Raw genomic sequence first — 26,925 nt, forward strand, 5'->3', positions numbered from 1 at the left:
ACATGAAAAGCCAAATCTTATTTATCGCATATCTTTTGATAGGAACTGCCCTATATGCCCAAACCTTGCAAGAGGTACAACAAAAAAAAGCAGAATCACAAAACCCGTTGTTTCATAAACTCGGGAAAGCCTACAAAACACCAGCCTTCGAATGTGAAGGCTGGTGGATATGGGGAAGTTCTGTCATCAAAGGAGAAGATGGCAAATACCATATGTTCGTATCCCGCTTTCCTAAGTCTCTTCCTTTCCATCCGGGATGGATGGTAGCTTCGGAAATCGTACATGCAACCAGCGATGTTCCACAAGGACCTTACCAGCTCTCGGACATTGCATTAAAAGAAAGAGGTGCCCAATATTGGGACGGACGTTCTGCTCACAATCCCCGAATTTTAAAAAGCGGAGATACTTATTATTTGATCTATATGGGATCTACCCACCCTTTTGACACTCCTACAGCCGAACAACTTACATTGGAAAGCCCGTGGTGCATCGTGGCCCGTAGCAATAAAAGAGTAGGCATCGCCAAATCAAAATCACTCTACGGCCCATGGACACGTCTGGATGAACCCATATTGAAGACCAAGCCCAACACCTTTTATAGTTTTCTGACATCAAACCCCTCTCCTATTGTAGAAGAAGACGGATCGGTAACAATGATATTTAAAGGAAGAGAATATATCGGTAATGACAAATACTCTGATATGGCATTAGGAATCGCTAAAGCAAAACACATAGAAGGCCCTTATGAAGTGCAGAACAACAATCAGCCCATCTTTCAAGTAAACGGCCAGGGAGAAGCCGAAGATCCGTTCCTATGGAAAGATAAAGAAGGATATCATATCATCTTCAAAGACCATGTAGGAAAATATACGGTTGAATCCAAAGCCGGAGCAATGGCACACTCCAAAGATGCTATTCGCTGGACAGTAGATAAGGATGCACAAGCTTACTCCAAAACCGTGGAATGGGAAGATGGCACAGTTACAACTCAAGGACAATTAGAACGCCCGTTCATCTTGTTTGAAAATGACAAACCTGCCTATATATTTTTCGCAACAATGGATGGTCCCGGAGGATTTGATAATGCAACACGGTCATGGAACATGGTAATTCCGATTGCAAAATAGCAAGACAAAAAAACGAATTCACCTCGTACCCAGAAAGAGAGTCATAAGATCTTTTTGGGTTACCTTTATTTCTCTACAAAAAGGCAGTAAGAAACGAGCTATATCAACATAAAATCAGAAGATATACACTTCTTTCGAAAAATGAGATCGAAGATACAATGTTAAGTTTTCATTCAATTAAAGCCAAATAAAAACACCAAAGGGTTGTCCGTATAAGAAATATTCTTTAGTTTTGTCCGATATTTCAAATTTCGGTTATACTTGTTTGGTTCTGTTGAACCAATTCAAGCGGAAGTATAGAATCTTATGGATCAATTCGGCTGTATGAAATCTTCTCTATATTACTTGATTTTTGCCTTTTGGTATATCATCTCTTTATTGCCATTGAGATTGCTTTATATATTCTCTGATTTGCTTTATTTTCCTCTTTATTATTGCATCCGTTACCGGCGGAAAGTCGTTCGGCAAAACTTAATCTCTTCATTCCCGGAGAAAAGCTTAAATGAGATTTTATGCATTGAAAAAAGATTTTATTCTTATTTCTGTGATTATCTGATGGAAACGGTGAAATTATTCTCCATGAGTAAAAAACAGATGCAGAAACGAATGCATTTCGAAGGAATCGAGCAGATTACAGAAGCTTTCCAAGCAGGTCGTTCTTGTTCGGTATACTTAGGGCATTATTGTAATTGGGAATGGATCAGTTCGCTTCCTATGCATTTGGGCAATGCAGGAATTAGCGCACAAATTTATCATCCATTGGAGAATAAGGCTTTTGACCAGCTTTTCCTATACATGCGCGGACGCTTCGGAGCTACATCCATACAAATGGACGACACTTTCCGAACCATTTTAGGCTGGAAAAAAAGGGGGCAAAAAAGTATCGTAGGTTACATATCAGACCAAGTTCCCGGATACAATAACATCCATTATTGGACAGATTTCCTTAATCATGACACACCGGTGTTTACCGGTGCTGAGCGAATCTCCAGAATAGCAGATTGTGTAATCTTTTATCTGGACGTATACCGTCCTCAAAGAGGATATTACAAGGCTCGCTTTCTAAAAATAGCCGACTCAGCGAAAAACCTGCCCCAATTTCAGGTAACTGAACAATATTTCCGTTTATTGGAAAAAACAATTCAACGCGAACCGCCATATTGGCTTTGGTCGCATAAACGCTGGAAACGTACACGTGAAATATATAATCAGCTCTATCCGAAAGAAATACAGGAAAAAAAACTTAGCCGGCTTTAATTCCGTGACAAGAAGCCGTCTATACGGAAATACGGCTTAAATAGAAAAACAGCAATGTTCTGAATTTCCGCAATGGATTTTCCGTCAGTTTATTGATATAAGTTACAAATGGGTTCTCCACAGGGCTGCTCATGTCTGCCCCACGGATACCTTCTGCTGAAATTCGGGATGCCAATACTGCCTGCCCACCCGAAAGTCTTTTTTCCATCCTTTCCGGTATCAGATAATATCGTCGCAAATCTTTCGACATGCAAATACAACCGGTCAACACTGCCTGGTCATGCCTATGTTCTTTAACAGAAGGATTTTCCTTAAAGCGCTCGTCTTGATGAATATCAATAAACAGGTGAGGATGGGTTGTTGCCAATTGATACCATCGCTTTATCACTTCATTACTTTTTGTCTTTTTTATCATGAAAAAAGTAGCTTGTATCTGATAGGCATTTCTCCACAGACTATTATTCGGATTGAAAAAAGTAAATACTTCCTTTTTACACCATTTCTTGTTCTTGCCCTTCGTTATAAAGAAAATGGCCTCTTTTCTTTTAAGTATTCGAAAATAGTCTTTCCAATCCGTATGCCTCAACAAAGTACATCCGGCATCAGCATACACAATGATATCCCCCTCATCAACCTTGCTCAAAGCATCAAAAAGAACATACGGTTTCCATAACCAATACCCGCCTCCCCTTTCGTATTGTCTTACATATTCTTGAAACAAATCCGGAAGTAATTTATCGTTGTAAAGATGAATTTCATCAAAAATCTCCAATGCCTCCGCTTCTTTTTTTATCCGTTGCAAGGAATCTTTATACTTCTGATCACCATATGTAATGAAAACCTTCTTCATTGTAAAATGTTTCAAAAAATTAAATCAGCATCATTGTTTTTATATATTTTATTATTGTATAAAAACACTACAAACATTCAAATCCAATATCTTTTTACAAAGATAGTTAAAACAATAACATATTATAAAATATAGATGAAAAACAAATAAATTTCATCTTATATTCATCTATCATTGTATCCAATTGTAAAATTTGACACCTAACAACTAACCATTTCATTCTCATCGGGGATATTTAGAAAGAGAAATATGATAAAAACACGTATCCAATATCAAATTAAAAACATATCTGTAATAACAATAACAAGGTTATATAAAAACAAAAACCGACCCTTTCGGGCCGGTTTCAATCATAGGTTAGAAGAATTACGAAATCGAAAGGTTATCGAATCATAACCTTTTCCGTTTTATCATTGATTTTCACGATATAGCATCCCTGTTGTTCAAGAGTGAAACGTGCCGTACCATCTACATCAACCGTTTTAACGGCTTGTCCGGCAACATCATACACAACTGCCGTTCCTACAGCATTCACAACGAAAACATCGTTTCCTGCCGTATAAACTTTGGTCTGTACAGATTGCTCTACATTTCCTATACCCACGGCGTCTTTATCAATCAGTTCAATGTACACCGGTTCACCTTCGGCAAGGGTCAAGGTTATCATTGTCGTATTATCACTCTGAGGAGTAACTACAACTCCATCGACATCCTGACTCAATACCCATTCTCCATCGACAACGATATTTGTCTCTGTAGGAGTAGCTACCCAACCATAAGTTTCATCATCCTTCGGACGTAAATTAGGATTCGCCACAGCTAATGAAAGCGTTTTCTTTTCAGTATCCAGTTTTTCCATCAACAGCATCTCTGAACCGGTAGATTTCACACAACCGAAATTCAAATCACTCATAGCAGTAAAGATAGAATAAGCTGTAACATTAGCAGGCTTGTAAGTCAGAGCATGCAATTTCTCATTTTGAGCTTTTATCTCAAAAATTTCCCCGCCATTATTAGCCATCTTAGCAGCCAATTGAGTCATATCCGTAGTATTCGTTGCCGGAACAGCCACAAATACATATTTTTTATCGGAAGTCTTTACACCATGATCAATATAAGCTTTAGCAGCAGTTACAGTAACAGGACTATCCACATTGTCACCTGTCTCGTTAGGAGACTCTTGTTCACCATGCTTAATAACGATCGGATCGTTTCCTTTCGGCACGAAATAACCGGTACCTTGAGGTGTTAGCATCCATAAATCAGCAGACGAATCATTTGTTTTAGCTTCCGCACCGGCCGGCATTGTCTCACCATTTATTATCAGATCACCACTAACATCAGAATCAATACCCTGGAATAAGTTAGTTGCAGTAATCATATCATCACTATACGAACCGGATGCAGAGATATTGCTACCTAAGCTGATCAACATTCCATCAAATGCATATACAGACTTTTTAAAGGTCAGATTAGTCGGAGTGAAACGCTGGCTTCCCCAAGAATCATCCTGATCAAATTCTGCTCCGAACATACCACAATCTTTCCAAGCCAATGCACCGGCAAAGTTCGTCGTTTTGGAATATTGGTCGAAACGATCGGTTACATTCTTATTCGGCATCATTTCTTTCCACGAAGTATAATGTACGGTAGTTGAACCGGCTTCTACATTCCAATCCCATCCACCAGTTTCTTTAGTTGTACTGTTATCATTGTCTTTTTTCGGGAAACCGGAATTCTCCATAGCCCCGTCATACATTATCTCAAGAGTTCCATGAGCCTGATAACGACCAAAACGATTCGTTTTACTATAAATCTCACCACCCCAGAATTTTGTAGTCGGACAACGCATGGTAGCCACCCAATTATCCTGACGGTAAATACCGGCCGGACTATAATTAAATTGATAGAAACCATCCATATCTGCCTTGTTGACTCCAGAATAGAAATCTTCCATAAAGAAATAATTGTATTGAGAAGCTAACTCTGAGTCAATACCAGTACCCATAATATCGCCACCAACTTCTACCAGTGTCTTGAACAAGTCTTTTGTAAAAGTCATTTCTGTACCACCTACCAATGGATGGCGTCCAGCCAAACTATTGGCAGAAAGTTGTATCTTGCCATCTTCAGATTTTGTAGACATGATATACATTGATACTACCGCTTTTTTAATACGTTCATATGCATCCTGGTTGATTCTGAAGCAAGTACCTTTAAGTTTTCCTATATATTCTACCCAACTTCTATATGCATACATATAATTATTATAATGGGTGTTGTGATGGAATCCCGTTCCATCCGGCTTCAAAATATCATTCGACCCCGGAGAGTATTCACTAGCATTCTCTAACAATCTCGTTAATGCTTTCATATTTTCAATTGCTACATCTTGATCCGGATAATTGGCAGCACATCCATACAAATGTGGCAAGAAATTATAAATATAATCTGAACTCTGGTTAGGGAGCGTGTATTCTAATGGTGCATAAGCCAAATTAAATTCCACAATCCACTTCACTGCTTTGATAATTTCAACTTTCTGTGCTTCCGTATAAGCATTCATCGCATTAAGGAAACCTGCAGGAATTGCTTTTACATTTGTATAATCACTATAAGTAAGTCCACTGAAATTATATAAGAGTCCTTGATCTATTATATGATCAACCAGATTATTAAATGCAGTTTTTACCTGTTGGTTACTAATAGATGCAGCTAAAATTTCAACATCAGAAGATAACTCATTTAAATAATCCAAAGTCAACTCTTTAGGAGTAGGCATCACATCACCAGACACAGTACCATCACTATTTCTCACAATATTCATTGCAGAAACTTTACTAAGCAACTCCCTGATCTTACCGGTATTACCAGTTGGGGTTCTACCAAAGCCCAATTTCAATGTATTGAAATCACTTATTTCCATATCAGTTGCCTTTTCCGGGATTATATCTGCGCCAAAAGCATACACCTTCAACAAACGTGAATTATCTTCACTGAGATAGGCTGCATCCAATACCATCATGTCCGGATATTGACGTTTACTATCCACTACAGCATTAAAATCTACATTGTCAAAAAATATCTTTTGCCCATCGCCCTCTTTTGCAGCATAAGTAAATCTTACTTTTTTCACTTTTCCATTAGCTTTATTCTCATATTCATTATATGGGCGACTAAATTCACGCCATCCCTTAAAGTTTACGAGAATCGTAGCTCTCTTCACAACTTCATCGTCAGCATCCAGAAACTCTGTATAAATAGTATCATTATTAGCATTCATACTATAGATATTAAAGAATGCTGCATTTTGATCACTAACGGTCAAATTATCACTAAACCCAATCTCCACTGTTGCTTTATCAGCAGCGTCCCAACATAAAGACTGCACTCCTTTCTTAAAATGCTCTTTAGTTAGACTAAGTTCACTTCCTACAGCTTTCCATTCCGTAGGAACTACCGTTTCCTCAAAGTCATATTGAATAATCAACTTCTGATCTTCATCATCAATATCAGCAATTTTCGCAAAACTTACATTATCAATATAAACTGTGGCATTTTCCTTATTACCTAAAAAACAAATATTCAAATTAGTCAAATCAATATCTGTTGCATTCTTCACAATCCCTTGATCAAATGTCCACTGGTACATACTATTAGCAGTCTTTGACAAGTTAAAGTCCACATAGTATTCTTTCCATGTATCTGTTAAAGTAAAACTTTGCCAGCATCCGTACCAACTTTGAGTTGGATCACTCGGTTTCCCAGTTTCCTTGATAAAGAACTTATTTACATTACTATTATTTTCATCCGTAGCACGTGTATAAACTCTTAATTGGCCACCGTCATCCGAACGTCCCAAAAATGAAAAGCGGTAAATCCCAAGGGGAACAGTACCATCAATACGCTGAGATAAAACTGTCGTATACCAAGAAGAAGTTTTTCCAGTAATAGCAGCCACCTTACCTTGTGTTGTATCGTCACTCACACCAATAGTTACAACATTTGTTTCATATTGATCTTTATAAGCAACCCATTGTCCACAAACAGTAGGTTCTTCCAACTGTAAAGTTAAATCTGGATTAGATTCAAAATCTGCATCCTTTACCAAGTTTTCACCTGGTTGGTCAGGGTCTTCCGGATCAGACATATCTTTGACAAGAGTAAGCGAAACACCATCAATTAATATTGTCTTATCTGCGATATCACCTTGAAAACAAATACTAAAATCAGTCAAGTCAATATCATCGGCATCAATAGCGTCACTCAAAGGTGCACTGTACATACTATTAATCGTTTTTGTAAAGTCAAATTCAACAGAATATTCAACCCATTCCGCAGTCAAAGCTGTACTATAAAAAGAACCATACCATTTTGATGAAGGATCAGAAGGTTTTCCAGTTTCCTTAATAAAGAATTTTTGTACATCTTTACCACCGGCATCCGTGGTACGAATATAAACCTTGGCCTTACCTCCATCTGTCGATTTACCCCAGAAAGAAAGTTTATAAATTCCCTTTTTAGCAGTAGTTTCAATTCTTTGTGCAAAAAATGAGGTATACCAAGAATAAGGTTTGCCTGTATAAGAACCGACTTTACCCCTAACTGCATCATCAGCAACAATATAACTGATATTATTTTTCTCATTTTTAGCATCTGTATACGTTACCCATTCGCCGAAAACAACTGGGGTCGCATCAAATGTCTTAGTAAAATCTGCATTTTCAAAATCAGAATCTTTAATCAACTCAGTTGGAGTCTCCGGATCCGGTTCTGATAAATCCTCCACTAATTCCAATTGTACATCATCAATCAAAATCGTTTTATCAGCAACATCACCTTGAAAACAAATACTAAAATTAGTCAGATCAGTCTCATCCGCATCAACAGCATCACTCAACGGCACGCTGTACATACTACCTATCGTCTTGGTAAAATCAAATTCTACAGAATATTCTGCCCATGTAGAAGTAAGTGAAGTATTGTAGTAAGAGCCATACCATTTAGATGAAGGATCAGCCGGTTTACCGGTTTCTTTAATAAAGAATTTCTGCACATCTTTTCCATTTGCGTCAGTCAAACGAATAAAAACTTTAGCTTTACCTCCATCTGTCGATTTTCCCCAAAAAGAGAGTTTATAGATTCCTTTTTTAGCAACGGTTTCAATCCTCTGCGCAAAAAATGAAGTATACCAAGAATAAGGTTTGCCTGTAAAAGATCCAACTTTACCTCTCTCCTGATCATCTACTATATCATAAGAAGTAACATTCGTTTCTTTGGCATCTTTATAAGTTAACCATTCACCATATAAATAAGGTTCCGCATCGAATACTTTCGTAAAATCAGCATTATCAAAGCCAGAATCCTTTATCAGATTTACAGTTGTAGTTGAAGTTTGTGAGGTCTGTACCATCTCTTCATACCACATTACCGCATTAGGAGCAAACCATGCCGAGGCTAATCCGGCACAGCCCAAAAAGGACAGTGTTAAGAAAATGTTTTTCATAAATTTTATTGATTTTGTGAAGAAGTTACCCTTCATTAAAGGATAACTTCTTCGAATTATTTTCTAAAAAACGTAAGAATCGTTAACGAGGATTTTGGGTAAATCCACAAGATTGTACTTCCTCAGAAGGAAGAGGCATCAAATAAACATTTCTATTATCTTTAGTCACACCATAGCTATCAATCCCTTCCTTTATTCTTGGAGTGAACTGATTGGCATCCCAAACCTTTTCCGTTCTGACGAGTTGGAACCAACGTTTAAATTCACAAAAGAATTCCCAACCTCTTTCGTCAAATACCGCTTTATCAAACTCTTCTTCATCCAAATTCGGAGTTAAGGGATTATCAATACCACCCATAGCACGTTTACGAACTTTATTGATCTGCTCATAAGCAAATGTATTGGGTCCATGATCCGCCTTGTTCTGAGCCTCGGCGTACATTAACAAAACATCAGCATAACGATAAATAGGTGTTATACCCAACGACTGAGCAGAATTAACGCCTCCATAATCACGATATTTATTAATAGCAGGAGATCTCATTGTCGTATTTTTAAAGCTAACTTTCCTTCTATTAATAATAAATTCATCTATAAAGTTAAACTCTTTACGCTCGTCCTCCGGATATCTTTCATAGAAACAGGAATCAGCTACATAATCAGACCAAGCCGACGTAGATTCTTCTGTAATATAATAAGATTTACCATAATTACTGTACATGTCCGTAGAATGATTCAATGCAAAGATATGTTCTTTATCATCACTTTTAGTAGCTTCTTTCCATAAATCCTCATAGTGATCAACAAGATCATAACCACCATCTTCTATTATTTCAAAAGCTTTATCTCTTGCATCTGCATAATACTGAGTTTGTTTCAACGGCCAACCCGCCATTGTCAAATAAACTTCTGCCAGACAAGCTTTAGCCGCCCATTTAGATACCGTAGAATTAGGAGCATCAGAAACACGACCTCGGTTAGGCAACAACGTTTCTGCTAATTGTAAATCAGGAACAATCAATTTCTTATAAATATCTTCTACACTATTTCGAGTAATTGTTGAATTACCCAAAAAATCTGTAGCACATTGTGAATCGGTAAACGCTGGTACGTCACCAAACCAACGAACTAAATTAAAATGAGCAAATGCTCTCATGAAGTAAGCCTCACCCAAATATTGTTTCTTTTCTTCCTCTGTCATTGAAGATGTTGCCGTCAGACCCTCAATCAACTGATTACTTCCTTGTATCAACTTATACATATTGTCCCACATTGTCATGAAGTCATTTTCCATACTCGCCATATCGACATGCAGTTGATCCCAATGAACACCACGTTTAGTATAAGAACCACAAGAAACATCATCAGCTCCCAACCCCATTAATATCGTACGACAATTGTATGCATAGTTACCTCCCCAAAGAGAAGTATATAAACCATTTGCCAAACTTGTCACATTTTCTTCTGTATATTCAATATTCTCAGGTGTAGGAAAACTTAAAGGCTCCTGAAGCAAATCAACACATCCGGTAAGCAATATACCACTAATCCCAAATGTTATAATTAGTTTTTTCATACTTTGTAATTTTAATTTTAGAATGCGAAATTAAGCCCTATCAAATAGTTGCGTCCATTAGGATAATATCCCCAATCGATACCAGAAGTCAGTGGACTTTTCAATGTTACCTCCGGATCAATTCCAGAATATCCCGTAAACAAGAATGGATTCTGGATAGATGCATAAATTCTAAGTTTACTAATGCCTGCCTTACTTAGGTTTGCATTCGACAAAGAATATCCCAATGTTATACTTTTCACCTTTACAAAATCACCTTTTTCCACAAACTGAGAGGAAGGAGTCAAAGCATTAATTCCCTTCACAAACCCTACAATATCCGTATTTTCATTCTCAGGAGTCCAACGATTAGCCCATTCCGGATTAGGACCTAAATTAATAAGTCCATTAGTAGCAAAACGAGCTTCCCGTGTATAATTATAAATATCAAACCCGTGTACTCCCATAATAAATATACCCAGATCAAAATTTTTATAAGTCAATGTATTATTCCATCCCCATTGGAAAGACGGCTGGCCATTACCAATAGCTGTTTGATCATCTTCTGTAATACCTTCAACCCCATCAATATCTTTAAACTTATACGATCCGGCTTCTGTTCCGGCAGGAGCATCCGCCAATTCCCAAGATTTCCATACACCATCACTTACATATCCCCACATTGTAGCCAGTTTTTTCCCTTTTACATTACGGAAATATTTATTTTCATAATTTCCACTAATAACCATATAAGATTTATCACTATAAAGTTCCTCAATAGTGCCTTCATTATGAGACAAAGTAATATTTGTATTCCAATTAAAATCTTTAGATACAATAGGATCAGCTCCAATCGTTATTTCAAAACCTTTATTCAGGATATGGGCAGCATTCTCCAATCTACTGGAAAAACCTGTATAATGTGGAGCATCTACCTCTAAAAGTACATCCTTACTCAACTTATGATATACGTCCAATGATACAGTCAAACGATTATTAAATGCACCGAAATCAATACCTCCATTCCATTGTTGCGTTCTTTCCCATCTCAGATTAGGAGTTCCGATGCGTTTAGTAGATAAAGCTAAATGATTCTGAGCATCTCTAGTAGCTTCTAATTCTGTATATGCCGAATATGGTTCTACTGCCTGATTACCAGTTTCACCATAGCCAACACGAAGTTTCAACTGACTCAAAAAATTGACATCACGCAAGAATCTTTCTTGTTTTGCATTCCACGCCAAAGCAACAGAAGGGAATTGTTCCCATCTATTATCTTTATCCAAACGAGAAGAACCATCATAACGCCAAGAAGCCGTCAACATATATCGGTCCATAAGTACATAGTTCACACGCCCCATCCAAGACATCATTGCTGTTTTCGTTCTTTCACCGGAAGCATACATCACATCACCTAAAGCTGTATTATTAGCACCTATTATCGTTGATACTAACCCGCCTTTAGCTTCAGTTTTATGAATAAAGTCATCAGAATACATTTGCTCAAACACAGCCGTAGCATTAATTCTATGATTTCTATTAAATTCTTTCACATAAGATAAAATATTCTGATTGGTCCAACTATAATTATGTGTACTAGTAGCAGTAGCACTTGTTTTATCTCCATTTGCCATCACAGTAGTATAACTATCTCTTCCATAAGTTGACCGAGATACATTATCTCCAAAAGTAAAACCTTGCGTCATTCTGAAAGTCAAACCTTTCAAAAGGGTTACATCAACATAACCTTGTATACGAGAAGTATATTTATAACCATCAGTATCTATTTCCCAAATATGTCCCATTGGATTATATTGGGGACCCGTCAAATTTGCATTATTATAATTTCCATCTTCATCTTTAGGCAAAATAGTATTGGGGAATATTAAAGATTCTATCAATACTCCACGATACTGACTGAAACGAGGACCCTGGCTTTTTGAATAATTACCCCAAAGATTAGCACCAAACTTTAGCCATGATTTAATCTCAGTATCAACCTTTAAACGATAATTATAGGTATCTGCACTTGAACTTTTAGCAGTACCTTGATTATTATTATAACTTCCAGAAAATAAAAATTTAGTTTTTTCACTACCGCCAGAGATGGAGAGTTCATGGTTATTCTCAATAGCAACATCACGGAAAACATTCCCTACGTAATCATATACATTTTCACCTCTATCAAAAGCGGCAATTTGCTCATCAGAATAAAAGCGATACGGCTCCCCTGTATCAGTAGCCGGATAAAGTGCCGCTCCATATTCATTTGCCACTCTTGCAAAATCACCTGGAGCCATAACATCAGGAAGACTATAAGGGGTCTTAAAATTCACATAACCACTGTACTCTACTCTTACTTTTCCTGCTTCCGGATTACGGGTTGTTACCAATATTACACCGTTAGCACCCCGAGAACCATATATAGCTGTAGCAGAAGCATCCTTCAAAACCTCAATAGAAGCAATATCCGAAGGATTCAATGAACTTAATGAACCTCCAATAAAACCATCGATTACTACTAACGGACCGCTATCTGCCTGCACGGAATTCATACCACGTACACGAATAGTAGAAGAAGATCCCGGTTGTCCAGAAGAAGAAACAATACTTACACCCGCCAAACGCCCCTGCAATGAAGAAGTTATATCAGCAGCAGGAGCATTTTTCAGAACCTCGCTACCTTTTACAGATGCAACAGCACCAGTTAAGTCTGATTTACGTTGTACACCATATCCGACAACCACAACTTCCTCCAAAGCTTGTGTATCGTCAACCAATTGTATGGTAAAACTCTTCTTACCTGCAACATTCACTTCCTGAGTTTTAAAACCAATATAAGAAATTACCAATGTAGCATTAGAAGGTACATTATCCAACTTGAAATTTCCATCAATATCCGTAATCGTACCGCTTGTAGTCCCTTTTACCAAAACGGACGCCCCGATTACACTTTCTCCGAGACTATCAAGAACCTTACCTGTCACAGTAGAGTTCCCTTGTGCCAACGTAGTTTGTGTCAATAGAAAACTGACAACAAAAAAACAGACAAACTGCATCGACAATAAAATAACTTTCTTCATAGTGTTATAATTTTAAATTATTAAAAGGAAATACAAAGAACGGTATTGCATCATTACCGTTCTTTGTTATAGATAGAAGGTTATTATTTGATAATAACTTTAAATGCCTTAACTTGATTACCAGCCACTACTCTAACCAGATACAGTCCTTTTTCAGATACAATCATAGAGGAGTTACTACCTGCTCTAATTTCTTTAGACTCAAGCATCGCACCATTTATATTATAAAGAGTAGCATAACCATCTTTTTCCGACAAAACATAAATGATACCGTCTTCAACAATCACATCGCAATTCACTGTTTCTTTTTCATTATTGAGACCAGTACCTTTTCCACCTTGGTAAGCACCCATATTTATTTTGCCATCTACTATTCGATCATTATCTGCAATATCTTTACTCATAAATTCATCCATCCATTCTTCTGTCATAAAAAATTCATCTATAAATTCTACAGAACCGGCATTATTACAGAGCGAAGTGCTGGTCAAGGAGAAATCCGCATTTTGTAATGCCTGAATATCAGTCTCATCCGTAGTAGAACCGACAAAAGTAGTTGTCTGAACAAAAGGATTAGCTTCTACAATATTATTCAGAAGAGTTACTGAGTTTGTAGAAGAATTATCTGTAATTTCTATATCAGAAGCACTGTATTGAACTGCTGAATTTTCAGTAGTAAAAACAGCCTTATCATTATGAGTAGGTTGATTATTTACCATAATTGAATTCACTACTTGCGAATAGTTCTCACCGACATAAATAGTTCCCTTATTATTTGCAATTGTATTATTAAATATGGTACTGCCTTGCAAATCTATTAACAAATTATCTGAAGAGTTATTAACTATCAAACAATTCTCTATTTGTGCATTTTTCTTTGTTGCTATTATCGAGTTTCTCCAAGAGTCACCACCAGCTACACTCGTATTTGTATTATTACGGATTATGTTAAACGCAAAATCATAATACACTTCCGAATTACCAGAAAGTACAGTACCTATATTACTAGATACATTCCCTTCAAACAAGCAATGAGTTATTTTCAAATAACGTTTAGCCCATTGATTATTTATCTGAATACAAGAAGATTCATTATTTCTGAAAATACAATTCGTCACAGATGTACCATCTTGGTCACTCAACTGTTCTTCCGTATTATAAATGGATAAACTAGGGACTTTATTACCTTCAAATACGCAGTCATACAACTGATTACCTGGAAAATATTCAGAATGACAACCTCTCAACTGAAGAGTCACTGTAGCTTCGTAAGTAGCGTCAGAAGTATTATTACCTGAGAAATAACAATTACGGACTATCATGTTTTCTTCACCATAAACAACTGTACCCTTACACGCATTATTTAGAATCTGGCAATTTTGAAGAGTTACAGAATTTCTTAAGTAGAGAACCCGACTGTCTGTTGAAACATTGTTTTTAAAAGTAATACCATCTATAATAGTATTTTCCCAAAATGTATCTTTATCAACACGGTCTACCAAACGGAAAGTCTGATTTCCACTGGTAATTATCGTTTCATTTGTAAATTTCCAAGGTTCTGTAGCAGCATTCGGGCGTACACGATTCTCAATAGAAGTCTCTCCTTTGGCAAATCCACCATAGACATGTACTCCTTCTATCATATTAATAGTAGCAGTAACCGTATAAGTACCGGCTGCCATGAGAATTACATCCCCTTTGGATGCTTTTGAATAAGCTGTTCCAAGATCACTGATTGGAGAATCCCAAGAATTACCATTATTAGAGGTAGAGCCATCCGGGCTAACATAGATGTTTTTCGCATTCGCACCCGTCGCAAGCATTAGAGCTAAGACTGAAGTAATAATCACATTTTTCATAAGCGATAGTTTTTATTGTATTAAAGTTACTATTAGGCTTGTTTTTCTGCAACAAAAGTATGAATAAAGACTATATTCAATACACATTTTTGTTCATCAATGCTCCAAAATTGTACAAACCTTTTTTTAATATTTCAAGAGCCAAAAACAGGCCGTATCATGTACTATATTGTAATAAATAGCTCCGTTATAGGTAGAGAGCTATAATGAGGAGAGGGTATCTTTGTGAACTGAACAATACTTAATCTAATTTTTAACAATCATGAACAACAAAATTTTTAAGCTTATCATTTGCTTTACTTTATTATTATTGTGTACTCCTTCATTCGGGGCTAAATGGAGAGCTAAACATGTGGTATTTATCGGATTAGACGGATGGGGTGCCTATAGCATGGAAAAAGCAAATATGCCTACTGTAAAACAATTAATGAAAGACGGTTCATACACCTTGGAGAAACGATCGGTATTACCTTCCTCAAGTGCCGTAAACTGGGCTTCTATGTTCATGGGGGCAGGTCCGGAACTACACGGATACACCGAATGGGGTTCAAAAACACCGGAACTCCCCTCGCGAGTACTTAGCCATTATGGTATCTTTCCAAGCATCTGGGGATTATTCAGAGACGCCAATCCGCAAGCAGAAATCGGTTTTTTCTGTCAATGGAACGGACTGGAATATCTGGCAGAGATGAAGGCTATGAGCAAGGAGATGCATGTAAAAGCCGAAGACGATCCTTCCGGAAAAGCCGATAGAGCGGTAGCGACTCACTCTTGCGCTTATATTAAAGAAAAAAGACCTGACCTTATCGGTATATTTTTCGATGAACCCGACCATTTAGGACACCAAATCGGACACGACACAGAAGCCTATTATCAAAAATTAGAAGAATTAGACGGATACATTGCTGAAATAGTAAATGCTGTAAAGGAGGCCGGCATGTGGGACGACACAATCTTTATATTAACAGCAGATCACGGTGGCATCAATAAAGGACATGGAGGCAAAACAATGCAAGAAATGCAGACTCCGTTCATCATTTCGGGAAAAGGTATCAAAAAAGGATATAACTTTACGGAAAGTATGATGCAATTTGATGTGGCTTCCACAATTGCATATATCTTTAAATTACAACAACCTCAAGTATGGATTGGCCGGCCGATGAAGCAAGTCTTCAAATAAACACGCTACTTCTACCTTAATCAATTTGAATATCTCCAAGCCTCGTTCTTCCCCCCAATAAAGAATGAGGCTTTTTTCATTTTATTATTGGCAATAAGGAATATTCCCTCTACTTTTGCATGCAAAAAAGAAATGCTTATGCTTGTTGAAACGCTTCCTATCCACTTCGCTCCTTTACAAGGCTACACCGAAGCTATTTACCGAAATGCACATGCTACCGTTTTTGGCGGAGTAGAGACATATTATACTCCTTTCGTACGGCTTGAAAAGGAAACATTCCGCAGCAGGGATATCCGGGATATCGAACCGGGCAATAATACCGTCTCCCATCTGATCCCACAACTTATCGGAGCAGATACCAATAAAGCGGAAGCAATTTTATCCCTTTTCATCGAGAAAGGATATAAAGAAGTGGATATCAATATGGGATGCCCGTTTCCGATGTTGGCCAAACGGCATAATGGTTCCGGTATATTACCCTTTCCGGAAGAAGTGGAGAAATTATTAGAAATAATACATAAATATCCGGAAATAAACTTCTCAGTTAAAATGCGTCTGGGATGGGAAAACACAAAAGAATGCCTGAATCTACTTCCGATAATGAATGCACTCCCACTCAAACACATCACAATGCATCCGCGATTAGGGAAGCAGCAATATAAAGGAAACGCCGATATGGAGGGATTTGCAGCTTTCGCAAAGGCATGCCGGCATCCACTGATCTATAATGGAGATATAAAAAACGCAGAAGACATAGAACGCATCCATTCCCGATTTCCTTCTTTAGCCGGAATTATGATAGGAAGAGGATTATTGGCCAACCCCGCTCTGGCGATAGAATATAAAGAGAAGAAACACCTCTCTGCTGAAGATATGAAAGAGAAGCTGTTTGCAGCACACAAAATCGTATTGTCCGGTTATGAAAAACGTTTGCAAGGAGGAGAAGATCAGTTGCTCAATAAAATGAAAACCTTTTGGGAATATCTTGAGCCACAAATCGGACACAAAGCTTGGAAAGCAATTCATAAAAGCACAAATCTGACAAAATACAATGCGGCAATAGGACTTATATGATAAATACACCTCATTTTTATTTACAATATATTATAGTGCAATTTTTCATAGCGCACTCAAAATGTCACATCTTATAAAACTTCAATGAATTTCTCTACGAGATATACCCAGTTTCTCTACGAAGAAACGATCATTCCTCGTAGAGTTTCAAGTCGTTCCTCGTAGAGAAAAAAATAGCAAAAGCAGAATGCTGATAACCAAGCAATTAACAAAGCAGACAATTGTATAATATTTTCAACATCAAAATCCATACTTCCAAAAATTAAAAACAACATAACCCATCCTTTTTTTCTTACAATACAAAAAAAACGGGGTATCAATAAGGGAATATTTCCACATCTTGACTTTTGCCATCCTTACAAATAAAACGAAGAACCGTATACTTCTTATCCGATGATACAACCTGGCAAGCAGGCGTCTCTCTAATAGCCCAACGTCCTCTCAAAGTAATTGTTACAGGAATTTCGCCACTATCATTATCAATCCAAGGACGAGAATAGATACTACGCTCGATACGTTTTCCCTTTTCATCGTATATATCGTCTGAAGGGCCCCGATACAGTGCGAGATCCGGCTGAGCAACAGTCAGCAACGCCTTCTCTTTTTCCTCACGTATCATCACCAGGCAAGAAGTATCCGCTTTCGCTAATAATCCTTGGGGCAGAACGGTAGAAGGCGTTTCAAACAGAACATACGAAGTGGTATGATCCGACAATGATTTTACAATATGGGCATTACGGTCTTTTTGCAACACCTTGTAAGTTGGTTTCCTTGCAAAAGTTTTCATGGCAGCAACAGTCGTTTGTGGAAGTACGGCATATTCATATGCAGCCCCCTCAGGTGCTTTTCCGTGATCAATAATCAAAGAGACCCAATCTCCTTTTGTCTCCTTGTTCGCTTTTTGAGCACGCGAATACTGTGGAAAGTTCTTCTCGAATTTAGTTGTTACGGGAGTGTAATAGCCTGTCCCGACAGGGTCCACCCAATACTTCCCATTTTCTTTATAATCCTTCCAGAAGTTGCGGTCGGTATTGTCCCTTATGGCAAGCTGGAAAATGGTGGTTTCCGTAGGATACTCACTGTTTGTATTCTCGATATCCGAACCGAGGCATACGATTGTTTCGTCGAAGAAATGGAATGATTTACGGGCGCGATGGGAACCATTGTATTTGTCATGCTCATGAAGTTTCATTCCAAAATTTCCATTCATATGCTGCTGAGATAAACCACCGGCAAAGGCTTCGTCCGAATAAAGCATCTCCTCCATACCGGAGTAAGTATCGACATTATAGATTTTTGCCTGTAAATCGTCAAAAGGCAAATGAATAGAGGTAACTCCCGGAATACGATTCCAGTCGAACCCCTCCTCTTGCCATCCGCTTGTGGCAGGTGTCACTGTAACCCCCGGAGCAGCAGTAAGCAACTGCATACTTCCGTGTGCCAGATAACGTCCATAAAGATTAGCACCCAGATAATGCTCGGCAGCCCAGAAATAACGGGAATGCCCGCGTACGATTGCCGCCCAATTACCACGACGCTGTACAGAAATACATCCGTATCCCAAAGCAAGATTTCCCTGTGGATCAGCCTCAGGACGGAATCCTTTATCAGAAAGAAAAGTTGCCATCTGCTGCTCCTCTGCATTGGTAAATTGGGGCACATATTCCGGTTCCTCGCCCGAAGTAACTGTTGAAGCAGAGACCAACCGAAGGTAAGCGGCAGCCATATCAGGATCAAAATCCTCCTTTCCATCGGGAGTACCGGCAATAGCCATCATGGCATACTGCATAGGAACCAGCTTTCCTTTTCCATCCGGATGCCGGCCGGACATAGAGAGCGGAAAGTGGAGTTTATTACAATAAAAACGCATGGTAAGCAGAACCGTCTTTACTGTTTGATGAGCCAACTCAGAAATAGCAAATCCTGTGTGATTCAACAGATAGATCATATTCGTAGCCCCTTCCAGTCCGCCAACTGCATAGGCCGGATAATTATTACGATGATGAAAAGCACCTCCGTCTTTCTTGAACGAACCGGCAAGTCCCAAAGCCGGGCGGCAACCATAATCAATCCACCGGGAGAAAGACTTCAAATATTGAAGTTTTTCCGGTGTATCTTCCATCATCAATATACTTGCAATACGCCCCGTAGTCTGAGTATTAAAAGAGTCCATATCGATACCATCCACCTCCGGTTTCGGATAAACCTCATTCGTAATGGCATACCAACGCAGAGTAGCCTCCGCTTCATTCAGTTTGCCGGCTTCACGAAGTACGTCTTTCATCAAAAAATAGGCCAGATAAAGTCCCCGGACACTATAACCGTAATGATGAATATTTCCCCAACAACTGCCATAAGCAACTCCCTGATCGGTAATATGATCGTACATCGCGAGGAATTTATCTTTCATTTCTACTCTGACAACAGCATCTTCAGCATTGTTATAGGCAACAGCTATCCGTTTCATCAAATCAAAATAAGCTTTCATCTCGACTCCCAACTTAGTCAGCATATCCTTATCCCAATCGGGTATCATCCGTTCATAAGCTTCTGAAGCACGTACCATAAAAACAGGAACTCCGGATACCTGACCGTCTTTATAAGAAATATCATAAAACTCATACTTTTTACGAATCGTCTCAATCTCTTTCTGTGTCAACGCAGAAGGAGTATACACCATATCCCGGAAACGACTCTCTATCAATTGCATTTCCTGTCTTTGCCTTTCACTTACAGGAGTCAGCTCGATATCAGGTTTCAGCAACGAATGTTTATAAACCACAAGCCAGTGATTTGTCGTAGCCGCATTCACAAAAGGAACCTGCAGATCAGCTGTCTGCTGGCGGGCATCGACCTTTGTTGCGGTAATCAAATGATCAATAAAAAGTTCTCCTTTTACATCCGGCGCAACCATGCGCAGTTCATTCATCCCCTCTTCGGGAACACCTTGCATATCCCGTTCATAACAAACCCATGCGGCACGCCAACCCTTGAAATTGATACCGAACGGAAAAGAGGTACATATTTTTCCGTCCTTCAAGAATTGAAATTCTATTTTTTTATCCTGCGGCTGTTCGTTATATACCCATACGATAAACGCGGAAAGAAATAAATCTTTTCCGGTGGGATCTTTCTTTTCAAACTTCAGGTCTTTCTTTAAAGAAAGTATTCCGCCCGATTCAAACGACCATGCCAAAGAATGTTTTCCATCCTTATAATGCTCCGTTGAAATGGATAATTTTGAGTTTTCACTACTCATGCATGCCGGTACTTCCGACTCCTCAAAAGAGAACATACGATCATTCCGGACGAACTGGGCAAATAAAGAAAAAGAACCTCCGAAAGAGAGAAAAAGTACTATTTCCAATCTGATAAAAAGCAGCTTCATTATTCAAAGTATTAAATGTCAGTTATTAAATCGATTGTACTTCAAAACCCGTCACCAATACATGATTCTGAAGCAAGCGCAGGCCAAAATAACCGTCACCTTCTCCGGGTTTCAATGAAGCACGGAATAATTCCTCGCCATTCACAGAATAAGTAGTATATTCTTTCTCTACACGAATCACAATATGATACCATTTACCCGGTACCAACAGGTGCTCCGGATCCGTATATTCCGCTATCAATGGCTTTACGCGAGCATCATCCACACCATTGTATTCGGCATAATAGCGACGAAAACGAGTGGTGGTATTTTCATTTCCGCCATAACCCACATAGAAAAGATTCAATGTATTATAATTCTTAAAAACTCCGTTCCGCCATTCGCTACGGGCAAAAATATGATCAGGATGCAACGGGTCATTAGCTGCCCAGAAGCAGTTAAGATCGCTCAAACGATCGAATTCACCGCCTTCCATCAGCATGGCAACCTGATAACTAATCTCATAATCGCCCGTCAAAAATTCATTATACCACAAAGTCAGCCCAGCGGGTACAACGAGTTCCATCGTATCGGATATCAATGACAGTTGCATTGCCGCAGACTCATCTTCCGCAACCCATTTTTCAAGAATCGGATTACTTTTTTTATTAGAAGAAAAGCAAGCAACCAACAGGCAACTCCCAATTAATAAAACTGAATATCGGATCAAAGTTCGTCTCATGAATATATGTATTAGTTTTAAAGATCACTACCGGTTACAAAGAAACCCCACTTTTTGAAAAAAGCAGGGTTCAAATCGTACAGAATATTACAATAATTATTCAAAATATCCCATCGTGTATAATTCAGAGCAGCACCTCACATCAAGGATGTATTTCCTTGAAAGCCTTATTGTCCTCCTGAATCTGCAGTATAGTCTCTTTCAACTCGCTTATAGGCAAATCAAACCCATACCATCCTGTATAGCAATCGGTCACGTACCATTTACCGTCAATACATTCGAATTCTACGCGAAGATCTACCTCCGATTCTTCATAACCGGCTTCAAAAACTTTATGACCAGGCTCATTAAGCGTAAACTTTGAAACATAAATCCCTCCTTCTTCCTGAGTGATGCGTTCCTCTTTCAAAGTCTCACTATCCAGCAGAGGCCATTTATCTTTAGTAAAAGGAAATGTTTTCTCACTATTTCCATCATCGGTCATCAATGTAATGGGAGTTTTCATCGGAAATTTTATTCTTGTATACTGAAAAGCCGCACTGGAAGTAAACTTCTCCAGAAAAGACTCAAAATCCTCAATTTCCGTTCCTACGTTTTCCCCTTTCGCTTTCGAATGATTGGCACAGGAGATCAATAGTATGCCTGCAAACACAATGCAAGCAAATAATCCGGATACAAATTTCTTGATTCTCATAAAAAACTGTCTAATGTTTGAATATTCAACTCTCTTTCTCTCACTTCTAAAAAGTAATGCAAGTTATCAAGAAAATCCCGATCCAGCAAAAAAGAACAAGAAAATATATATTGCCCTTTCATTTTCTCCAATAAAAAACTCCGGTGAAGTAAAGACCAAGTCTTTACTTCACCGGAGCATATCGTTGGAACGAATCTATTTACCCGTTCGGAATACACTTACCAATAACGGATCACCTTACCGGCAGCCGGATGCAAATACCAATCTTTATTCTTGGCACCATCACTTTCCACCCATTCTTTAAATTTCGGGTATGCTGTCGAAAATAAAACTTTTTCAGAAGCGTGTGCTATACCTACAGGAACTTTGATCCCCCAGACAAAACCATTCTTATTACAATAAGGTACATTATCCATCATCAATCCCTTTGAATCGGTATCATAATTTGTATATGAATAAGTCGGTTTATAACCTTTCATATGGATTTCCTTATTATCATGAGTAACAATAAAGAAGTTCTGTTTCTTCGTATCTGTGATCAGTTCACGATAAGCAGCAAGTTGCGCATCGCTTTCGGCCTTTGTTACCCCTGCATCTGAACGATTTACTCCCGTCAATTTAACTTCCGTTCTCAACATCGGACGTCCTTCCTCTACATAACCGGGAGTTACCTGGAAGAAATTTGTATTATCACCCAGATCAGACAAACCGTCCAAAATAACGACCGGAGAGTCCCCCTTAGTATCTATTGTCACTTTACAATATTGTGCCTGCCCATTCACCTCTCTTACTTCCGCCATATCCGTACCAGTAGCCAATTCCTGCTCCGTACCCTGTCCGCCTTTCAACACTATACGGACAGTGGTTTCCTTTATATACTTTTTATCCAAACCACCCAATACAACACCCAGTTTAGTAGGATATCTGCCTCCCTTTGCACGTACATCCAACGTCATCAGTAATCCTTCTTTATATCCCTGAGCCGGCAATAAGTCCTCTTTCTGACACTCCGTAACCTTCAAATCATATTCAAACACCACATCATTCATGTCATTGTCATTTCCCGATTCATTCGGCCAAGTGTCTTCAAACATTGCCACTCCCGTATTATGATAAAAGCGGAAACCTGCATCCTCTTCACTTGTAGGCTGCACACAATCTTCCGGCACTATGGCCGCAACAACCTCGCTTCTTGTGTTGGTGTTCAAAGCTATTGGCATCGTCTTTTTACCCGATACGGAGTTATACTTCAGATACAACGTTTCGCAATGAATCGGAATATTCAATTCAAGAGAAGTTGTTGTAGAAGAGACAAGCAAGTCACCTACAAGCAAAGTAGCCTCACTGCAGTCCTTGTCCGAATAGATAGAAACTACTGTAGTTTTCGGCGATGAGACCGACACTGAAACATTACGACTGGTTGCCCAATCGAACCCTGCCGATGCAGTATATTCAGTTGAACCCGTTTGGTTCTCATTACTGCCATTTACTCCCTCGACATTATCGGAACATGAAGAGATCATAAAAGCTCCTACAAGAACATACATTAAATTGTTTGTTTTCATCATTGCATATTTTAAAATTACTATATTTCAATCGTTTACCATTAAACCAAACGCCTTTTATAAAAAACATTATTTAATAAAATATAACTTATATTTTATTAAATAACCTTTCAATCCGAATGCTTCCCATATAAAAATGAAAATAAAGCAATAAATAAAAGCACCGAACAATCATCCATCCATAAAGCATTCTCGAATCGCACACAGTTAATAAGAATTAAATTAATTTAATATTTCTCTTATAAAAAGCCACTCGAATTGACTATTTCTATCCATTCCAACGGTACGCACTGTAATAGAACCATTTTAATCCAAATATGTTCCCCGAACAGAATAATGAATAATCGGTTATATTTGTATCAAATATACAACTTTTCATCAGAATATACAACTTCGATTTTAGAATATACAACTTATGAATGAAGTCTTATACGGCATAGATTACTTGGAATACTACTTCTATTGGATATATTACAAGTTCATGGGATATCCGCTGATCATACGAATATGTACCGCTGTAGTAATGCTGTGTATCTTTGCGTACTTTTGCCTTCTCATCAATATCATTTATGGTATATTCAAAAGAAAAAGAGAAAAACGCAAGTATGCCAAGATTCATAAACGGTATTACGAAAAGCTTAAAGAGATATCTTTAAATACAAACCATTTAACAGATGAAGAGATAGCAAACATAGTAGAATATAACGAGAAAAAAAGAATAAAATCAAACGAGATCCGCATTATCACGCAATTATTGGCTGAGATAAAAACAGAGTTTGAAGATCAAATCAATGAACTCAATTTCCAAGGCATACAAAACGTATTTCAAATTACCCGCTATTTTGAGCGGGAACTTCAGTTTGGGCCGCAAAGAAGCAAAATCCAAACCCTGAAACTAATCCAATCCATCAACGGATACGCTTCTGAAGCAGTATTAGTACGGTTTCTATATCATCGTGAATTAGAGTTAAGAAACTCTGCCCGGTATGCCTATATGTGGTTAAGTCAAGGCAATCCTTTCCGCTTTTTCGACGAAGACATCGGCATGAAATTACGAAAGTGGGACATGATGGAACTCCATGCCATTTTGGAACATCGCAAAAAAGCAGGATATGCAACGCCCAGTTTCATTAAATGGGTAAATACTTCGGCAGAAGAAGATGTAAAGAAATTCTTTATCAACGAAATCCGATTTTATAACGAGACAGAGAGCGCCCCTATACTGGCAAAACAGATAAATGCCCGTTCACCGGAAATACGAAGTGAAATAATACGGGCTTTAGGGACTTTGAAATATAAAGAAATCGAACCTAAGCTATTCGAAATGTATAACACGCAGCCGGAAGATGTAAAACAAAACATCATTGCTGCTGTTTTAGAATTAGGAACGGGCAATGCGGTAGATTTTCTTAAGAACGCATATGAAGAAGCAGATAACTGGAGTACCAAGCGATCTATTCTCAAAGCCCTTTATGGATACAATGAAGCCGGCAGACAAATGTTTGATGTACTGGAGACCCAGGCAAATGCTCACACAGCTATTTTATTTGCCCATACTAAGGACTTATTAATTAACCAAATAAGCTAAGCAAAATATGAGAGGATTTATATTAGACTTTTTCAACTATTTCGTATTTTTCTATACAAGCACTCTCGCAACTTGTTTTATCTTGTTTGCTTTCTTGTCTTTTATATCCTTAAAACGAAGAAAAAGCTACTACGTAGAGAGTTATATCCGGAAAACGATTAAGGAATCTCCCTATACACCGGGGGTTTCCGTTATTGCCCCCGCATACAACGAGGAGAAAACGATCATAGACAATGTCAGTTCCATGCTCGCCCTGGAATATCCTGTTTTTGAAGTAATCATCGTGAATGACGGTAGTACGGATAAGACTTTAGAAAAAATGGTCAAGCATTTCGATTTGGTAGAAGTACCATTCGCCTATATAGAACGTATTAAAACCAAACCGTTCCGCCGATTATTCAAATCCACAAATCCCGAATATAAAAGGCTGATTCTGGTAGATAAGGAAAACGGAGGGACGAAAGCCGATGCATCCAATGCGGGAATCAATGTTGCTTCGTACCCCTATTTCATCTGTACCGATGTGGATTGCATCCTCGAAAAATATGCACTTCACCGCTGCATACTGCCGGTTATTTCTTCTGAAAAACAGGTAATTGCCGTCAGTGGTACAATGCTCATGGCAAATGGGTGCGTTGTCAGCGAAGGACAGATAGTAGATGTAAGATCGCCCCATACTCCCATTCCCCTCTTCCAGAACTTAGAATATATGCGTTCTTATCTGATAGGCAAAATGGGCTGGTCGGCCATTAACGGTATGCCGAACGTGTCCGGCGGATTCGGGCTTTTCGATCGTTCTGTAGCAATCGCTGCCGGAGGATATGACGGTACTTCTTTTGCAGAAGACATGGATTTGATTACGCGTATGGTGGGATATATGTGTGACTTCTCACGGCCGTACAAGATCGTGCAGATTCCCGATACCTGTTGCTGGACAGAGGGACCATCCAATTTGGCAATGCTTTACAGACAGCGTACCCGTTGGGCGCGAGGACTCTTCCAGACGCTAAGTATCCACCACAAAATGATCTTCAAAAAAACCTATAAGCAGATGGGGTTGCTTACGTTGCCCTATATGTTTGTATTCGAATTCTTAGCACCGATTATCGAAGTCGTCGGATTCACCGTATTCCTGTATCTGGCCTTTACGGGAGCCGTCAACTGGAATACAGCCTGGATGATATATCTGACAATATACATATTCTGCCAATTCTTATCCATTGTGGTAATCACGTACGATTACTATGTGGGCATGTTATATAAGAGAGGATATGAATATCTATGGATTATCCTGGCTTCCATATTGGAACCGATTATTTACCATCCCATCATCACATTCTTTTCATTGAGAGGTTATTTCAGCTACCTGACACAGCGAAATTTCAAATGGAAGAATATGGAACGAAAAGGATTTAAACAGAAGAAAAAAGTAGTCCGGGAAAGTGAACTTTCTACAGTACAAAGTCCCGCCACTTAGC

At 38.5% G+C, this 26,925-nt stretch carries 15 protein-coding genes; 6 read left to right on the forward strand and 9 right to left on the reverse strand.

What is annotated here, in order from left to right; genetic code table 11:
• Positions 1–2 precede the first annotated feature (2 nt).
• Both HMPREF1532_RS08410 and HMPREF1532_RS08415 read left to right on the forward strand, forming a co-directional pair.
• Positions 3–1,127 carry a glycoside hydrolase family protein gene (locus tag HMPREF1532_RS08410; protein WP_005927657.1) on the forward strand — a complete coding sequence of 375 codons (1,125 nt, stop codon included), beginning with the start codon at positions 3–5 and terminating at the stop codon, positions 1,125–1,127.
• Between the two features lie 324 nt (positions 1,128–1,451).
• Positions 1,452–2,384 (forward strand): lysophospholipid acyltransferase family protein, encoded by a 933-nt coding sequence (locus tag HMPREF1532_RS08415; RefSeq protein WP_025819122.1) that lies wholly within the window; start codon positions 1,452–1,454, stop codon positions 2,382–2,384.
• A gap of 19 nt (positions 2,385–2,403) precedes the next feature.
• On the opposite strand, the gene HMPREF1532_RS08420 is transcribed toward HMPREF1532_RS08415, so the two are convergent.
• The 5 genes from HMPREF1532_RS08420 to HMPREF1532_RS08440 all read right to left on the reverse strand — a co-directional run bounded on the left by HMPREF1532_RS08420 (position 2,404) and on the right by HMPREF1532_RS08440 (position 15,237).
• On the reverse strand, positions 2,404–3,234 hold the full coding sequence (locus HMPREF1532_RS08420) for a hypothetical protein (RefSeq protein ID WP_005927663.1): 831 nt from the start codon (positions 3,232–3,234) through the stop codon (positions 2,404–2,406).
• A gap of 382 nt (positions 3,235–3,616) precedes the next feature.
• The gene (locus HMPREF1532_RS08425) at positions 3,617–8,740 is read right to left on the reverse strand and encodes a chondroitinase family polysaccharide lyase (RefSeq protein ID WP_005927666.1); all 5,124 of its coding nucleotides are present in this window, start codon (positions 8,738–8,740) and stop codon (positions 3,617–3,619) included.
• Positions 8,741–8,822: 82 nt separating this feature from the next.
• Positions 8,823–10,316, reverse strand: a complete 1,494-nt coding sequence (locus HMPREF1532_RS08430; protein WP_005927669.1) for a RagB/SusD family nutrient uptake outer membrane protein — start codon at positions 10,314–10,316, stop codon at positions 8,823–8,825.
• 17 nt (positions 10,317–10,333) lie between these two features.
• Positions 10,334–13,378 (reverse strand): SusC/RagA family TonB-linked outer membrane protein, encoded by a 3,045-nt coding sequence (locus HMPREF1532_RS08435; RefSeq protein WP_005927672.1) that lies wholly within the window; start codon positions 13,376–13,378, stop codon positions 10,334–10,336.
• Between the two features lie 83 nt (positions 13,379–13,461).
• Positions 13,462–15,237 carry a right-handed parallel beta-helix repeat-containing protein gene (locus HMPREF1532_RS08440; RefSeq protein WP_005927675.1) on the reverse strand — a complete coding sequence of 592 codons (1,776 nt, stop codon included), beginning with the start codon at positions 15,235–15,237 and terminating at the stop codon, positions 13,462–13,464.
• A 262-nt stretch (positions 15,238–15,499) separates the two neighbouring features.
• On the opposite strand from HMPREF1532_RS08440, the gene HMPREF1532_RS08445 reads away from it, so the two are divergent.
• Entirely contained in the window at positions 15,500–16,417 is a 918-nt protein-coding gene (locus HMPREF1532_RS08445; protein ID WP_005927678.1) for an alkaline phosphatase family protein, read from the forward strand.
• 138 nt (positions 16,418–16,555) lie between these two features.
• On the forward strand, positions 16,556–17,491 hold the full coding sequence (locus HMPREF1532_RS08450; RefSeq protein ID WP_005927680.1) for a tRNA-dihydrouridine synthase family protein: 936 nt from the start codon (positions 16,556–16,558) through the stop codon (positions 17,489–17,491).
• Positions 17,492–17,807: 316 nt separating this feature from the next.
• On the opposite strand, the gene HMPREF1532_RS08455 is transcribed toward HMPREF1532_RS08450, so the two are convergent.
• From HMPREF1532_RS08455 to HMPREF1532_RS08470, 4 genes are all read right to left on the reverse strand, one after another.
• Positions 17,808–20,879, reverse strand: coding sequence for a chondroitinase family polysaccharide lyase (locus tag HMPREF1532_RS08455; RefSeq protein ID WP_005927684.1), 3,072 nt, complete (start codon positions 20,877–20,879; stop codon positions 17,808–17,810).
• A 25-nt stretch (positions 20,880–20,904) separates the two neighbouring features.
• Entirely contained in the window at positions 20,905–21,600 is a 696-nt protein-coding gene (locus tag HMPREF1532_RS08460) for a DUF6250 domain-containing protein (protein WP_005927686.1), read from the reverse strand.
• Positions 21,601–21,742: 142 nt separating this feature from the next.
• On the reverse strand, positions 21,743–22,294 hold the full coding sequence (locus HMPREF1532_RS08465; protein ID WP_005927688.1) for a hypothetical protein: 552 nt from the start codon (positions 22,292–22,294) through the stop codon (positions 21,743–21,745).
• 218 nt (positions 22,295–22,512) lie between these two features.
• The gene (locus HMPREF1532_RS08470) at positions 22,513–23,859 is read right to left on the reverse strand and encodes an LruC domain-containing protein (RefSeq protein ID WP_005927689.1); all 1,347 of its coding nucleotides are present in this window, start codon (positions 23,857–23,859) and stop codon (positions 22,513–22,515) included.
• 415 nt (positions 23,860–24,274) lie between these two features.
• On the opposite strand from HMPREF1532_RS08470, the gene HMPREF1532_RS08475 reads away from it, so the two are divergent.
• Together HMPREF1532_RS08475 and HMPREF1532_RS08480 are read left to right on the forward strand one after the other, a co-directional pair.
• A complete protein-coding gene (locus tag HMPREF1532_RS08475; protein WP_005927691.1) occupies positions 24,275–25,447 on the forward strand; it encodes a HEAT repeat domain-containing protein in 1,173 nt (390 codons plus the stop codon).
• 7 nt (positions 25,448–25,454) lie between these two features.
• Positions 25,455–26,924, forward strand: coding sequence for a glycosyltransferase family 2 protein (locus tag HMPREF1532_RS08480; protein ID WP_005927694.1), 1,470 nt, complete (start codon positions 25,455–25,457; stop codon positions 26,922–26,924).
• Position 26,925: the final 1 nt, after the last annotated feature.

Origin of the sequence: Bacteroides salyersiae WAL 10018 = DSM 18765 = JCM 12988 (assembly GCF_000381365.1) — a bacterium.
Taxonomy (GTDB): Bacteria; Bacteroidota; Bacteroidia; order Bacteroidales; family Bacteroidaceae; genus Bacteroides; species Bacteroides salyersiae.